Source organism: Streptomyces sp. NPDC059080, assembly GCF_042739975.1.
Taxonomy (GTDB): Bacteria; Actinomycetota; Actinomycetes; order Streptomycetales; family Streptomycetaceae; genus Streptomyces; species Streptomyces benahoarensis.
The window spans coordinates 1-13669 of the sequence record NZ_JBHYGX010000010.1 but is presented as its reverse complement, the minus strand read 5'-3'; the positions used below and the strand labels follow the sequence as shown (position 1 = coordinate 13669).

Below are 13669 nucleotides of genomic sequence, written 5' to 3'. Positions count from 1 at the left end.
GCTACGCGCCCGGAGCCGCGCGCCGCCGTCTTCTTCCCCCGCTTCCGCCCCCCGATCACAGGCGCTGCACCGGCCGCGCGGTCAGAGGCGGTCGACCGCCTTCCGCGGCGTGATCCGTATGACCACCCGCTCGCCGCCCTCGGCCTCCGCCCCGGGGGCGAACTCGGCGAAGTCCTTGCCGCTGTACCTCCGCGACAGCTCGTCGATCAGGCCCCGGTCGTCGGCAGTGAGGGTGGCGGTGCCGCGGATCTCGGCGTAGACATACGGCGCACCGGGCGGCTGGACGAGGATGGTGGCGCGGGGATCGCGTACGAGGTTCCGGGTCTTGCGGCGGCCGCGGGTCGTGGAGATCAGCAGCTCCTCGCCCTCCCGCAGCACCCAGACCGGCGAGAGCTGCGGGCTGCCGTCCGGCTGGACCGTGGCCAGCGTCACGACGACGGGGGTGTCGAGGAGCTTCTTCAGAGTGTCGGAAAGGGTGGCGGTCACGAGGTGTCCTTCCTGGGGACTCGGGCCGGTGGCGGACACTCCCTTCCTTCCCGAACTCCCCACCGCCCAACGTCATTCCCGCCGTTGTCAGGGAGATCCCGGGGCTCCCCGTAGGGGCCGAGCGCCCCGCCGCCGGGCCGCCTCCGGCACCTCCCCTACGGGCTCACGCCGCGTGGCGGGCCCGGCCCGCCACGCGGCGCTTCCGCCGAGGCCCGGCCCCCGCCCGCAGCCTCACGCCGTGCGGACCACCAGCGCCGTCGCCACCGCCGCGAGGCCCTCCGCGCGGCCGGTGAGGCCGAGGCCGTCCGACGTCGTGCCGGACACCGAGACCGGCGCCCCGACGGCGGCGGACAGCGCCCGCTGCGCCTCGTCCCGCCGCTTGCCGATCTTCGGCCGTACGCCGATGACCTGCACGGAGACGTTGCCGATGGCGAACCCTTCGGCCCGTACGATGCGCGCCGCCTCGGCCAGCAGGGTCACGCCGGAGGCGCCGGACCACTCGGGACGGTCGGTGCCGAAGTGCGCGCCGAGGTCGCCGACCCCGGCGGCGGAGAACAGCGCGTCGCAGGCGGCGTGCGCGGCCACATCGCCGTCGCTGTGCCCGGCGAGGCCGTACTCGGCACCCTCCCAGAGAAGCCCGGCGCACCACAGCTCCCGCCCCCGCTCGAAGGCGTGGACATCGGTGCCGATCCCGACGAGCGGCATCCCGGGCAGCCCCACGACGCCCCCCGCCTCCGGCCCGGACTGCTCGACCGGCTCAGACATACCCATCAGTGGCCCTCCTACGGGCGAGTACGGCCTCGGCCAGGACGAGGTCCAGCGGCCGGGTCACCTTGAACGCTTCCTCATGGCCGGGGACGACGACGACCGGGGCCCCGAGCCGTTCCACCAGGCCCGCGTCGTCGGTGGCGCCCTCGCCCTCGACGACCGTGTCGTGCGCCATGAGCAGGGTCTCCCGGTCGAAGCCCTGCGGCGTCTGGACCGCGCGCAGCAGCGCCCGCTCCGGGGTGCCGGTCACCGGTTCCGCTTCGCCCCGGGGGCGCGGTTCGACCTGCTTGACGGTGTCGGCGAGCGGCAGCGCCGGGACGACCGCCGGGGCGCCGGAGCGGACGGTGGCGATCACCGCGTCGACGGTGTCGACGGGCACCAGTGGCCGCGCCGCGTCGTGCACGAGGACCACGTCGATGCCGTCGGGCAGCGCGTCGAGCCCTCGGCGCACCGACTCCTGGCGGGTCTCACCGCCGGGCACCACCAGCAGCTCGGCGCGGCCGAAGGAGTGCTCGTCGAGGAGGGCACGCACCTCGGGCGCGCCGTCCGGCGGGGCGACCACGACGACAAGGGAGACGGCGCGGGACGCGGCCATCGCGCGGACCGCGTGGACCAGCATCGGGGTGCCGCCGAGAGTGCGCAGCGCCTTGGGGGCGCCGGGTCCGAGGCGGACGCCGCGACCGGCCGCGGGGATCACCGCGGCGGTACGGATCGGACGGGAGGGATCTGGCATCGAGGGCTCCGGAGTCCGGGAGGTCCCGGAATTGGGGCAGACAGGTTTGTTGTCGCGGCCGACGTGGGTATGGCCTCACCGTGCCGGGCGCCACGCCTCAACCGCCCCTTCCGTGACAGTGGTCGAGGCAGTGGCCCGAGCCCGGCACACCACTTCCCCGTCCGGCGGGCGCCAAGGCCCCGGGACCGGCCGCGCGGGCGCAGATATGCCGCAGCGCCCGGCAACAGATCCTGGGATCGTCATCGGGCACCGCGGCATCACTGCGTGCTCTTCACTGCGGCGCGTCATCCACGCCGCTCACCACGCCGGTCCGTCCGTGTCGTCGCACGGAGCGCTGCGGCGCGGCCTGCGCGTCGTCAGGACGCGAGGACCTCGTCGAGCAGGGCCTCGGCCTTGTCTTCGTTGGTGTTCTCCGCGAGGGCGAGCTCGCTCACCAGGATCTGGCGGGCCTTGGCGAGCATGCGCTTCTCACCGGCGGACAGTCCGCGCTCACGCTCCCGGCGCCAGAGATCGCGCACCACTTCGGCGACCTTGATCACGTCACCGGAGGCGAGCTTCTCAAGATTCGCCTTGTAACGACGGGACCAGTTCGTCGGCTCTTCGGCGTACGGTGCGCGGAGCACCTCGAAGACCCGGTCCAGCCCGTCCTGGCCGACCACATCGCGCACACCGACGAACTCCGCATTGTCCGCCGGTACACGAACCGTCAGGTCACCCTGGGCGACCTTCAGCACCAAGTAGGTCTTGTCCACGCCTTTGATCTGGCGAGTTTCGATGGCCTCGATCAGCGCGGCCCCGTGATGGGGATAGACCACGGTGTCGCCAACCTTGAACGTCATGTGACAGGTACCCCTTCCGTGGCTATCCATGCTAACACGAGAACGGACCGTTCTGAATGGCGTTTTCGCAGGTCAGGGCATATCTCAGGGCTTGACAACAGCGGCCGCACCGTGCTGCACAGGGGGCCGGAATGCGGGTATCCGCAGGTGAGAGGCGTTTCTTCGGCGGGCGGAAACACGCCCGCAACGAGCCCCGAAGTCTCGGCCGGAGAGGGTGAAAGGACCGTTTTGCACCTATCCGTATGAGCGACTTTCGCTACTCCGTTCGGTCCCCGTCGGTCTCTCGGACGGGTTTCTGGAATTGATCACCTTCCGGTGTGCCGACCCGGTGATCAATTCTGTGGGCGGACGGTTTTCCCGGCGAATACTTCTTTCGCAGGGGAACGGCGCGGAATCCGGCCGCCCGGACGCGGTAACACGCTCTCCGTGCATATTCCCGTCACCGACCATGCGCCGTCACACCCCGCCGGAGACACATCCGGCGGGGCGCTTCCGGCCCGTCGGGGCGGCTCGTGATCGCGCTGGGGGCGGGTCGGGTGCGGCGGCGCGAAGACGGCTCGGTAACCTAGCGGCGCTGACACACCCTTAGGGCGGCTTTACGTCTGCGTCGACCGTGACGCGTACGCTGCGCCGCCCAGCTGTCCATCCGCGACCGGACGCCGTTCGGCCGCCGAAGCTCGTCCAAGGAGATGCCGCCGCCGTGAGCCGCAGCCTTCGACGCGGCGTCCTCGCCGCCACCGTCCTTACGCTCTCCATCGCCTCGCTCTCCGCGTGCGGCGCCGGGAACAACGCCCAGACGCTGGAGGTCAAGCCGGACAACGCCGAGACCGCCGTCGGTGACATCAAGGTCCAGAACGCGAATGTGATCACCCAGCCCGACCTGAAGGCCAAGGGCCCGGCCGTGGTCACCGCGACGCTGTTCAACAACGGCGCCAAGGACCAGAAGCTCGACTCCGTCACCCTCCCCGGCACCGGCCAGAGCGCCGAGCTCAGCCCGGCGAAGGGCGCCAAGGGTCCCCTGACGGTGCCCGCCCATGGCTCCCTGGTGCTCGGTGGGAAGGGCAACGCGTCGGCGGTCCTGGCAAGCGGCCGGGAGGCCGTGCAGGACGGCAACGCGCAGACCGTGACCTTCAGCCTCAGCAGCACCGGCAAGGTCCGGATCTCGGCGCTGGTCGTGCCCGCCAACAACTACTTCAAGGACTTCGGCCCCGAGATCGTCCCGCAGCCCGGTGTGACACCGACCGCGTCCGGTCAGTCCTCCGAGAGCGGCAAGCCGTCGGAGTCCGGGAAGCCCACCAAGTCGGGGCAGCCCGGCGAGCCCGCCGGGAACGGCGAGGCGGCCGGGAACGGCGAGGCGGCCCACGCCGGCCACTGAGCCGCCGCTCTCCGCAGCAACGCCACTGGGGCGGGCCCCCCGGGCGGTGGGTGGCGCCCCCGCCCCGGCCCCGCCCCCCCCGCGCGCGCCCCCCCCCCCCGGCCGCGGGCGCGCCGGGCCCCCCGCGCGCGCCCCCCCGGGGCCGGTCACGGCTCGAACTTGTAGCCCAGTCCGCGGACGGTGACGAGGTAGCGGGGTGCGCCAGGGTCCGGCTCGATCTTGGCCCGGAGCCGCTTGACGTGGACGTCCAGCGTCTTGGTGTCGCCCACGTAGTCGGCGCCCCAGACGCGGTCGATGAGCTGCATACGGGTCAGCACCCGTCCGGCGTTGCGCAGCAGCATCTCCAGGAGGTCGAACTCCTTGAGCGGCAGGTCGACCTTGTCGCCGCCGACGGTCACGACGTGCCGGTCGACGTCCATGCGGACCGGACCGGCCTCCAGTGCCTGCGGGGCGACCTCCTCCGGCTCGCCGCGGCGGCGCAGCACCGCGCGGATCCGGGCGACCAGCTCGCGCGAGGAGAACGGCTTGGTGACGTAGTCGTCGGCTCCTATTTCCAGGCCGACGACCTTGTCGATCTCACTGTCCTTGGCGGTCACCATGATGACCGGGACGTTGGAGCGGCCCCGCAGCTGGCGGCAGACCTCGGTGCCGGGCAGGCCCGGCAGCATCAGGTCGAGCAGGACCAGGTCGGCGCCGTTGCGCTCGAACTCGTCCAGGCCGGCGGGGCCCGTCGCCGCGATGGCGACCTCGAAGCCCTCCTTGCGGAGCATGTACGACAGTGCGTCGCTGAACGATTCCTCGTCCTCGACGACGAGCACTCGGGTCACGGAAGGACCTCCGGGGCGGGGTGAGCAGGAAGTGGATCGTTGAAGGTCTCGTACGGGCGGTCCTCTTCGTCGAGGCCCTCCGCAGCTGTGCGGTCGGCGGGCCGTTCGCGGTCGCGTACGGCACCGGCTTCCGGGAGACGCAGGGTGAAGGTGGAGCCCTGTCCCTCAGCGCTCCACACGGTGACCTCTCCCCCGTGGGAGGCGGCCACGTGCTTGACGATGGCGAGGCCGAGGCCGGTCCCGCCGGTGGCGCGCGAGCGCGCCGGGTCCACGCGGTAGAACCGCTCGAAGACGCGGTCCCGGTCCTTCTCGGAGATGCCGATGCCCTGGTCGGTCACGGCGATCTCGATCACGTCGCCGCCGGGCGCGGACACCCGGCGGGCGGCGATCCCGACGCGGGTGTGCGCCGGGGAGTAGTTGACGGCGTTCTCGACGAGGTTGCCGAGGGCCGCGGCGAGCTGGCCGCGGTTGCCCCAGACGTTCAGGTCGGGAACGGGCAGCGGGCGCCGGCCGCTCTCGCTCTCCGCGGTGGCGCCGGAGGGCACGCCCATGTTGGAGGCCATGGTGATCTGCTTCGTACCGGCCGGCTGACGGCAGCGGTCCATCGCCTCGGCGACCAGCTCCTTGACCGGCACCGGCTCGGCGTCCTCCAGCGGGTCGTCGTTCTGGACCCGGGAGAGGTCGATCAGCTCCTGGACGAGGTTGGTGAGGCGGGTGGCCTCGTTCTGCATCCGGCCGGCGAAGCGGGTGACGGCCTCGGGGTCGTCGCTGGCGTCCATCACCGCCTCGGACAGCAGGGAGAGCGCGCCGACCGGGGTCTTCAGCTCATGGCTGACGTTGGCGACGAAGTCGCGGCGGACCGCCTCGATGCGGCGGGCCTCGGTGAGGTCCTCGACGAGGAGGAGCACCAGCCGGGAACCGAGCGGGGCGACCCGGGCGGAGACCGCGAGGGTGTCGCCGCGGCCGGTGCCGCGGCGTGGCAGGTCCAGCTCGACCTGGCGTATCTCGCCGTCGCGGCGGGTGTCGCGGGTCATCTGCATCATCGGCTCGACGGCGAGCTTCCCGCCGCGGACCAGCCCGAGGGCGTACGCGGCGGAGCTGGCCTTGACGACGGCGCCGGACTCGTCGAGCACGACGGCGGAGGAGCGGAGAACGGAGAGGACGGTGTCGACGCCGGGCGGCAGGACCGCGTCGGTGTGCAGGGAGGTGCGGGTGGGTTTGACCTGGTCCCGCTCGCTCCAGCGGAACGCCAGCATGGCGAAGACGCCGGTCCCCAGACCGGCGATCGCTGCCACTGCGGCGAAGGCCGCGTCCACGTTCATGACTCCAGGTTATGCGGCAGGTCCGACACTTCCCCAGCCTTCCGAGTGTCTGCTCGAACACCCGTCGCCCAGAGTTCACCATGGCGTCAGGGGTGGTTCATTCCGGCGGCCGGAGATCGGCCGTTCAGGGCGAATCCCGGCCGTTCCGGACGCTTCGGCAGCGCCGGACGGCTCCGTACGCTCCCCCGGAAGTGCTCTGTTCCGGGCGTGCGCCGCGCCCGGAGGGCCGGTCCGCGCGCCGCACCGGCCGTGGCCACGTCGCCCAGAGTTCACCTTGAGGCCGCCCCTGCTTCACCCCCGGTGGCACCGCTCGTCGTGATGCCCGCGCACTGTGAGGCCGTGCGGATGCGGGCACGAAACGGTCCCGCAGCGGCGGTGCGGTCCGCCGGAGCGATCGCTTCCGGCGACCGCTCCGGATCCTGCGCCCGGACGATCCTCCGGGGCCGGTCCGGTCCGTCCGGGGCCCCTTCCCCGGGCCCCGGGCGGCCGACGGGCTCTTCGCGGAGTCCGGTCCGTACGCACACCGTCCGTGGGAGCGTGGGAGCGGAACGTGTGTGCGCACCGTCCGCGCCCCGTTCGCCCACGTCACCAGTCGATGCGAGAGAAGGTCACAGATGCGGGACGCGTACCACGAGGAGCTGGATTCGATCGGCGAGGGCCTGGTCGAGATGGCACGCCTCGTCGGCTCCGCGATCGGGCGCGCCACCACGGCGATCCTGGACGCGGACCTGAAGCTGGCCGAGAGCGTGATCGCCGCCGATGAGAAGGTCGACGATCTCCAGCGCGATCTGGAGGCCCGGGCGATCACCCTGCTCGCCCGACAGCAGCCGGTCGCCACCGATCTGCGGATCGTCGTCACCTCGCTGCGGATGAGCGCCGACCTGGAGCGCTCCGGCGACCTCGCCCAGCACGTCGCCAAGCTGGCCCGGCTGCGCTTCCCGGCGACGGCCGTACCGCGTGATCTGCACGCCACCATCCTGGAGATGGGGCAGCTGGCGCAGCGCCTGATGGCGAAGGCGGGCGAGGTCATCATCACCAAGGACGTCGATCTGGCGCTCCAGCTGGAGCAGGACGACGACGCGATGGACCGGCTGCACCGCGCGCTCTTCCAGCACCTGATGGACGACCGCTGGAAGCACGGCATCGAGACGGCCGTGGACGTGACCCTGCTGGGCCGCTACTACGAGCGGTTCGCCGACCACGCGGTCTCGGTGGCGAAGCGGGTCGTCTATCTGGTGACCGGTGAGCACGCCGACGAGATCGCCCCGCCGACGGCGGTCGAGGGCGCGTGATCCGGCCGCTCACGGCGTAGGGGGTCGGGCCCGGAGGAGGGTCGGCCGGTGCGCGGGCGCCGGTCGGCCGGAGGCGGATGCCGGTGGCGTGCGCCGGGGCCGTGTGCCTCTGCGCGCCGTTGACGCGCCGCTGTGCGCGGGCTTGGAATGGCGGCAGGTGATCCAGAGGAGGCAAGTCATGGCACGCAGCACGGAGAACCACGACAAGACGGCCCGCACCGAACAGATCCCCGGCGAACGGCCCCGTTTGCCACTGCTCGGCGCATGCGGCTGCGGCGCCGGATGCAGCTGCGGCTGCCAGGGCGGCGCACCCTGCCAGTGCGGCGGATCCTGCGGCTGACATTCGGGCAGCCGCCCCTCAGGCACGACGGCCCCGCGCGCCTTTCCGGCGCGCGGGGCTTTGTGCTGGGTCCCTGCGTGTAAGCGGTGGCGTACGGCGCTCGTGCCGGGGGCCCGCAGGCCAGAGGCCCGAAAAGCGGTACTACTTCTTCCCCTGGTTCTTCACCGCTTCTATGGCGGCCTTGGCGGCCTCCGGGTCGAGGTAGGTGCCGCCCGGGTTGACGGGCTTGAAGTCGGCGTCCAGCTCGTAGGAGAGCGGGATGCCGGTGGGGATGTTGAGGCCGGCGATGTCGGCGTCGGAGATGCCGTCCAGGTGCTTGACCAGGGCGCGGAGGCTGTTGCCGTGGGCCGCGACCAGGACCGTCTTTCCGGTCAGCAGGTCGGGGACGATGCCGTCGAACCAGTACGGGAGCATGCGGACGACGACGTCCTTGAGGCACTCGGTCTGCGGGCGCAGCTCCGGCGGGAGGGCGGCGTAGCGCGCGTCCTCGAACTGGGAGTACTCGGCGTCGCGGGCGAGGGCCGGCGGCGGGGTGTCGTAGGACCGGCGCCACTTCATGAACTGCTCCTCGCCGAACTCGGCGAGGGTCTGCGCCTTGTCCTTGCCCTGGAGCGCGCCGTAGTGGCGCTCGTTCAGGCGCCAGCTGCGGTGGACGGGGATCCAGTGGCGGTCGGCGGCCTCCAGGGCCAGCTGCGCGGTGCGGATGGCGCGCTTCTGGAGGGAGGTGTGCACGATGTCGGGGAGCAGGCCGGCGTCCTTCAGCAGCTCTCCGCCGCGGGCCGCCTCCTTCTCGCCCTTCTCGTTGAGATTGACGTCCACCCAGCCGGTGAACAGGTTCTTCGCGTTCCACTCGCTCTCGCCGTGGCGGAGGAGGATCAGCTTGTACGGTGCGTCGGCCATGCCTTCGAGCCTAATCGACGCCCGACCGGGGACCGCCCCGAGGCCGGGCCGGGCGGGGAGCGGCGCCCGGGGCCGTCGTCGGGCCGAAGCCGCAGGTGGGCGGCGGGGCCGGGCGGCCGTGGCCGGTGCGTGCTACGTGTTGCTGCTGCGGCGGGTGCCGGACTTCGGCGGCTCACAGCCGCAGCGCACGCTGCGCGTCGTGAAGGTTGGGCGGGAAGACCGCGCCCGGGTGTCCGTACAGCTCGGCGCGGGTGCGCAGCGGTCCGGTGAAGTCGGGGGTGTCGATCTGGCCGAACGGGCGGACCTCGCCGATCGCGACGGTCGCGCTGTACGGGGCGATGTCGTCGAGCCGTACGCAACCGGCACGGTGGTTGGTGACGGTGATGTTCCAGTGGGTGAAGCGGGCACCGTAGAGCGGCCCGGCGCTGCCGTCGCCGCCGTGGGCGCCGTCGTTGGTGACGGTGATGTCCGTACGGACGTTGGCGAACGGCAGCCCGCGGTGGGTGTCGAAAGTGCCCATCGCCATCCGGCCCCGTGACCAGACGTTGTGGCTGGACAGCCCCTCGACGTTGATGCCGTGCAGCTGGGTGCCGGGCGGCGCCGGGACGGTACGGCGGTCGAGGGTGAAGTCCTCGACGAGGTTGTCGTGCGAGCCCTCGCGACAGCAGTACGGGTGGTGGCTGCCGCGCCCGGAGACGCGGGTGCGGCGCAGTGTGCACGCCTTGGCGGCGACGAGCAGGAAGCCGTTGTCGGCGTGGCGGACGTGGACGTCGTCGACCCAGCAGTCCCAGGCGCACTGGAGGGCGACGCCGTTGTAGCCCTTGTCGAGGAGGTGCGGGGACTGCGGCGTCTCGGTCATCTCCAGGGTGAGCGCCTCGACTCCGGCGCCGGTCAGCGGCGTGATGTGGGTGGTGAGGCGGGGGTGGAAGGCGGGGCGGGCGTCGAGCGGCAGCGGACGGTCGAGGGTGATGCGGCGGTGTCGGGGTTCGACGGCGGTGACCCGGCAGGGCCACTCGTAGGGGACGTACGAGGTGAGCTTGGTCTTGTCGTCCCAGGAGTACGCGTCGGCGCCCGGAATGTCGCCGCTCATATGGCGCAGCAGGGTGTGGTCGGCGTCGTCGGAGAGCTGGAGGAGGACGCGGGCGCCGGGGCGCAGCGCGGTGGTGTCGGCGACGGTGATGGTGCGGTCACCACGGCGGGCGGGGCGGACGGCGGTGAGCGTGCGCCAGGCGTCGCGGCGGTTGCCGGTCCAGCCCTCGAACGGCCAGTCCCGGGCCTTGATCGCGTCGGTCAGCGACTCCCAACGGGCCTGCGGGCAGAGCCAGATGAGGCCGCCCGCCCAGGACCAGCTGGACTTGTCGCCGCCGTACCGGCTGCCGTACGGGCCGATGAGGTCGGTGAGGCTGCGGGTGGCGTGCAGCGTGGTGCGGCCGCTGCCCGCGCCGCGCAGGACGACGTGGTCGTGCCCGATCCGGACGATGCCGTCGATGCGGTACGTGCCCGGCGGGACGTACACGGTGCCGCCGCCGCGCCGCCCGGCGTCCCGTAGCGCGCGGTTGAGGGCGGGGGCGGCGTCGGCGGAACCGTCGGGCCGGGCACCGTAATCCCGGACGACGTCGGCCACTACGGGACGCCGGGGCAGATCCGCGCCGCCGCGGTACCCGGCTCGTCCCACGTAGGGGATCTGCGGGTGGGTGAAGGGGGTACGGGTGAACTCCCGCCAGAGAGCGGCCGTGCGGCCCCGGGTATGCGCCTGGACCGGCTCACCCGGGGACGGCTCCCCCGGAGACGGTGGCCTGCCGGGGGCGGTGCCGGTCCAGGGCGCGGCGCTCGCGGTGCCGGACGGCAGGGCCGCCGCCGCGGCGACGCCGATCGCGCTGCCGAGCAGCCCTCTCCTGGTGGTCTCCATCCGCCCCGACCTCCCATGTATACGTATGTGACCGTTGTTCAGGTAGCAGACGGCGTGAGGATGCCACGGGTCGCGGACGGGCGGAAGAGGGCCCGGGCCGGAGAGCCGTGGCGTTCGGGTCCGGCGGCGCGCTGTCGGGGTGGCCGCACCGCGGATACGGGTGTCAGCCCCCTCGCGCCGGGCCCGGCGGGTCCACGATGCTGAACACGGGGTCCGCTGGCAGTGCGGCGGTCGCCCGGTGGAATCCGTAGGGAAGGCGGGGTGCCGCACCGGACGGGGCCTCGCGCGCGATGCGGCGAGGTGCGGCACGGGCGCCGGAACGGCCGTGCACGGAGGCGGAGGGAGCGGTACGGATGGATGCGGCGGAGCAACGGGTGATCCGGCGGGCGGCGACGGTGGCCGCCTCCGTGATGGCGGTCAGCCTGATCGTGGGGGTGGCGTGGGGGACGGGCGGGGCGGGTGGATCGGGCGGACACCACAGGCCCAACGGGCCGGTGGCCACGGCGCGTTCGACGGGGTCGATGAAGCAGGTGGGGGCGCTCGGGTGGAGGCTTGACGTCGACGGCCGGCACCGGCCCCGGCCGACGGGCTCGGGGGGAGGCGGGGTGGAGGAGTGAGGCCGGGGAGGGGGCCTGCCCCTCCCCGGCCTCACTCCTCCCCCACTCCCCGGGTCAGATGCGAGAACGCCTCAAGGTTCCGCGTCGACTCCCCCCGGGCCACCCGCCACGCGTACTCCTTCCGGATCGCCGTCGCGAAGCCCATCTCCAGCAGCGTGTTGAAGCTGCCGTCGGCGTTCTCCAGGACGGTGCCGAGGATGCGGTCCAGCTCCTCCTCGGTGACGGCGGCGAGGGGGAACTTGCCGACGAGGTAGATGTCGCCGAGCCGGTCGATCGCGTAACTCATGCCGTAGAGGCGGGTGTTGCGCTCCAGCAGCCAGCGGTGGACGGCCTCGTGGTTCTCGTCGGGGTGCCGTACGACGAAGGCGTTGACGGAGAGGGAGTGGCGGCCGACGACGAGGGAGCAGGTGGTGGAGAGCTTGCGGGTGCCGGGCAGGGTCACGACGTAGCGGCCGGGGGCGGGTGACTCCCACTCCAGTCCGGCGTCGCCGAGCGTGCGCTCGATCGCCGCGGCGGCGGCCGCTCCGGCGCCCTGGTCCGTCCGCCCGTCCTTCACGTCAGCCACCTCGTCAGCCATGGGGTGATCGTAGGTGACGGCGCCTCTCCTGGAGGGCGGCGGTGTAGACGTCGCCGGTGGCGGCGGCCGCCGTGTCCCAGCCGAAGGACTGGGCGTGCCGGGCGGCCTCCGCGCCCATCGTGGCGGGCAGTGCCGGGGCGGCGACGAAGCGGGCCAGGGCGCGGGCGTAGTCGGCCGGGTCGTGGCCGGGGACGAGATGGCCGGTGACGCCGTCGCGGACGGCCACCGGCAGACCGCCGACCTCGGCCGCGATCACCGGCGTACCGCACGCCTGCGCCTCGATGGCGACGAGCCCGAAGGATTCGCTGTACGAGGGCATGACCAGCACGGACGCGGCGCGGTACCAGTCGGCGAGCTGCTGCTGGCCGACCGGCGGGCGGAAGCGGACGACGTCGGCGATGCCGAGCAGGGCGGCGAGTTTCTGGAGCTCTTCGGGCTTGGCCAGACCGCTGCCACTGGGGCCGCCGACCACCGGGACGACGAGCCGGGAGCGCAGCTCCGGCCGCTCCTCCAGGAGGACGGCGACGGCGCGGAGCAGCACATCGGGGGCCTTCAGGGGCTGTATCCGCCCGGCGAAGAGGGGGATGAGGGCGTCCTGCGGCAGGCCGAGGCGGTCACGGGCGGCGGCGCGGCTGGCGGCGACGGAGGCACCGGCGCCGGGGCCGGTCAGCGTGACGGGGGTGGCGCCGGGGCCGGTGGGGCGGAAGCGGTCGAGGTTGACGCCGGGGTGGACGACGGCGACCCGGCCGGGGTCGGCGTCGTAGTGGCGGACCAGCTCGTCGCCCTCCTCGGCGGTGTTGGCTATGAGCCGGTCGGCGGCGCGGACGATCTGGGTCTCGCCGATGACGCGGGCGGCGGGCTCGGGGGTGTCGCCCTCGGCGAGCGAGGCGTTCTTGACCTTGGCCATGGTGTGCATGGCGTGGACGAGGGGGACGCCCCAGCGTTCGGCGGCGAGCCAGCCCACGTGGCCGGAGAGCCAGTAGTGGGCGTGGACGAGGTCGTAGTAGCCGGGGCGGTGGCCCGCCCATGCCTGCATCACGCCGTGGGTGAAGGCGCACAGCTGGGCGGGCAGCTCCTCCTTGGCGAGCCCTTCGTACGGTCCGGCGTCGACGTGGCGGACGAGGACGCCGGGGGCCAGCTCCACGGCGGGCGGGAGGGTGGCGGTGGTGGCGCGGGTGAAGATCTCCACCTCGATGTTGATCGCGGCGAGCTTCCGGGCGAGCTCGACGATGTAGACGTTCATGCCGCCCGCGTCGCCGGTGCCGGGCTGGTGGAGCGGGGAGGTGTGGACGCTGAGCATCGCCACCCGGCGGGGGCGGCGGGCGGCTCCGGGGAGCCGCAGCCGGGACGGGCCCGGGTGGTGGCCGAGGGGACGGCTGCGGAGCCGGGACACATATGGGCTCACTGCGAGCTACCTCTCTCCTGTGGCGGGCTGCGCGCCTCCGGCCTGGTGTAACAACGCGGGTCCGGCATCCATTTCCCCCGGACCGCCCGAGTTCCCACCGTTATCGAACCGTGACCGTACGCGGCGGGGTGCCGACTGGACGTGACGATCGCGCGCCCCCAGGGGATTACTGGACAGCCCTTAGCTTGATCTTTAACCTCAGGGCCCGAACGAGTCCTCGTACTTGATCACTCGGACTGGTAACTGCCGTGCGTGCGGGCGGCCTTCGGCTGAGCATGT

General features: G+C 72.7%; 13 protein-coding genes. 3 read left to right on the top strand and 10 right to left on the bottom strand.

All coding sequences use genetic code 11. From position 1 onward, the window contains the following. Positions 1-81 precede the first annotated feature (81 nt). From ACFWWQ_RS10655 to ACFWWQ_RS10640, 4 genes are all read right to left on the bottom strand, one after another. Complete coding sequence (locus ACFWWQ_RS10655) at positions 82-486, bottom strand: PPOX class F420-dependent oxidoreductase (protein ID WP_384593392.1); 405 nt, start codon at positions 484-486, stop codon at positions 82-84. Between the two features lie 231 nt (positions 487-717). Continuing rightward, the gene (ispF, locus tag ACFWWQ_RS10650) at positions 718-1251 is read right to left on the bottom strand and encodes a 2-C-methyl-D-erythritol 2,4-cyclodiphosphate synthase (RefSeq protein ID WP_384593880.1); all 534 of its coding nucleotides are present in this window, start codon (positions 1249-1251) and stop codon (positions 718-720) included. Further along, positions 1244-1987 carry a 2-C-methyl-D-erythritol 4-phosphate cytidylyltransferase gene (ispD, locus tag ACFWWQ_RS10645; RefSeq protein ID WP_384593388.1) on the bottom strand — a complete coding sequence of 248 codons (744 nt, stop codon included), beginning with the start codon at positions 1985-1987 and terminating at the stop codon, positions 1244-1246. The genes ispF and ispD overlap by 8 nt, the downstream gene beginning before the upstream one ends. Positions 1988-2343: 356 nt before the next feature. Then, the gene (locus ACFWWQ_RS10640; protein WP_003953493.1) at positions 2344-2826 is read right to left on the bottom strand and encodes a CarD family transcriptional regulator; all 483 of its coding nucleotides are present in this window, start codon (positions 2824-2826) and stop codon (positions 2344-2346) included. 700 nt (positions 2827-3526) lie between these two features. On the opposite strand from ACFWWQ_RS10640, the gene ACFWWQ_RS10635 reads away from it, so the two are divergent. Next, positions 3527-4201: a DUF461 domain-containing protein gene (locus ACFWWQ_RS10635; protein ID WP_384593385.1), complete on the top strand. Its 675-nt coding sequence runs from the start codon at positions 3527-3529 to the stop codon at positions 4199-4201. A gap of 146 nt (positions 4202-4347) precedes the next feature. Here ACFWWQ_RS10635 and ACFWWQ_RS10630 read toward each other — a convergent pair whose 3' ends face one another. Together ACFWWQ_RS10630 and ACFWWQ_RS10625 are read right to left on the bottom strand one after the other, a co-directional pair. Continuing rightward, positions 4348-5028, bottom strand: a complete 681-nt coding sequence (locus tag ACFWWQ_RS10630) for a response regulator (RefSeq protein WP_384593382.1) — start codon at positions 5026-5028, stop codon at positions 4348-4350. After that, a complete protein-coding gene (locus ACFWWQ_RS10625; protein WP_384593379.1) occupies positions 5025-6350 on the bottom strand; it encodes a sensor histidine kinase in 1326 nt (441 codons plus the stop codon). Before ACFWWQ_RS10625 ends, ACFWWQ_RS10630 begins: the two co-directional genes overlap by 4 nt. 614 nt (positions 6351-6964) lie before the next feature. On the opposite strand from ACFWWQ_RS10625, the gene phoU reads away from it, so the two are divergent. Continuing rightward, on the top strand, positions 6965-7642 hold the full coding sequence (phoU, locus tag ACFWWQ_RS10620; protein ID WP_384593376.1) for a phosphate signaling complex protein PhoU: 678 nt from the start codon (positions 6965-6967) through the stop codon (positions 7640-7642). 178 nt (positions 7643-7820) lie between these two features. After that, a complete protein-coding gene (locus ACFWWQ_RS10615) occupies positions 7821-7982 on the top strand; it encodes a hypothetical protein (protein WP_384593373.1) in 162 nt (53 codons plus the stop codon). A 141-nt stretch (positions 7983-8123) separates the two neighbouring features. Here ACFWWQ_RS10615 and ACFWWQ_RS10610 read toward each other — a convergent pair whose 3' ends face one another. The 4 genes from ACFWWQ_RS10610 to mshA form a co-directional block, all read right to left on the bottom strand. Beyond that, the gene (locus ACFWWQ_RS10610; protein ID WP_384593370.1) at positions 8124-8882 is read right to left on the bottom strand and encodes a phosphoglyceromutase; all 759 of its coding nucleotides are present in this window, start codon (positions 8880-8882) and stop codon (positions 8124-8126) included. 172 nt (positions 8883-9054) lie between these two features. Beyond that, positions 9055-10791, bottom strand: a complete 1737-nt coding sequence (locus ACFWWQ_RS10605; RefSeq protein ID WP_384593367.1) for a glycoside hydrolase family 55 protein — start codon at positions 10789-10791, stop codon at positions 9055-9057. A 648-nt stretch (positions 10792-11439) separates the two neighbouring features. After that, on the bottom strand, positions 11440-11985 hold the full coding sequence (locus ACFWWQ_RS10600; RefSeq protein ID WP_384593363.1) for a YbjN domain-containing protein: 546 nt from the start codon (positions 11983-11985) through the stop codon (positions 11440-11442). Further along, on the bottom strand, positions 11978-13390 hold the full coding sequence (gene mshA, locus ACFWWQ_RS10595; RefSeq protein ID WP_384593360.1) for a D-inositol-3-phosphate glycosyltransferase: 1413 nt from the start codon (positions 13388-13390) through the stop codon (positions 11978-11980). Before mshA ends, ACFWWQ_RS10600 begins: the two co-directional genes overlap by 8 nt. Positions 13391-13669 lie beyond the last annotated feature (279 nt).

Excerpts from the sequence above, each read along its gene's own strand:
- ACFWWQ_RS10605 (WP_384593367.1), bottom strand. The coding sequence starts at position 10,791 with ATGGAGACCACCAGGAGAGGGCTGCTCGGCAGCGCGATCGGCGTCGCC.
- ispF (WP_384593880.1), bottom strand. The coding sequence starts at position 1,251 with ATGTCTGAGCCGGTCGAGCAGTCCGGGCCGGAGGCGGGGGGCGTCGTG.
- ispD (WP_384593388.1), bottom strand. The coding sequence starts at position 1,987 with ATGCCAGATCCCTCCCGTCCGATCCGTACCGCCGCGGTGATCCCCGCG.
- ACFWWQ_RS10625 (WP_384593379.1), bottom strand. The coding sequence starts at position 6,350 with ATGAACGTGGACGCGGCCTTCGCCGCAGTGGCAGCGATCGCCGGTCTG.
- ACFWWQ_RS10600 (WP_384593363.1), bottom strand. The coding sequence starts at position 11,985 with ATGGCTGACGAGGTGGCTGACGTGAAGGACGGGCGGACGGACCAGGGC.
- phoU (WP_384593376.1), top strand. The coding sequence starts at position 6,965 with ATGCGGGACGCGTACCACGAGGAGCTGGATTCGATCGGCGAGGGCCTG.
- ACFWWQ_RS10615 (WP_384593373.1), top strand. The coding sequence starts at position 7,821 with ATGGCACGCAGCACGGAGAACCACGACAAGACGGCCCGCACCGAACAG.
- ACFWWQ_RS10610 (WP_384593370.1), bottom strand. The coding sequence starts at position 8,882 with ATGGCCGACGCACCGTACAAGCTGATCCTCCTCCGCCACGGCGAGAGC.
- ACFWWQ_RS10640 (WP_003953493.1), bottom strand. The coding sequence starts at position 2,826 with ATGACGTTCAAGGTTGGCGACACCGTGGTCTATCCCCATCACGGGGCC.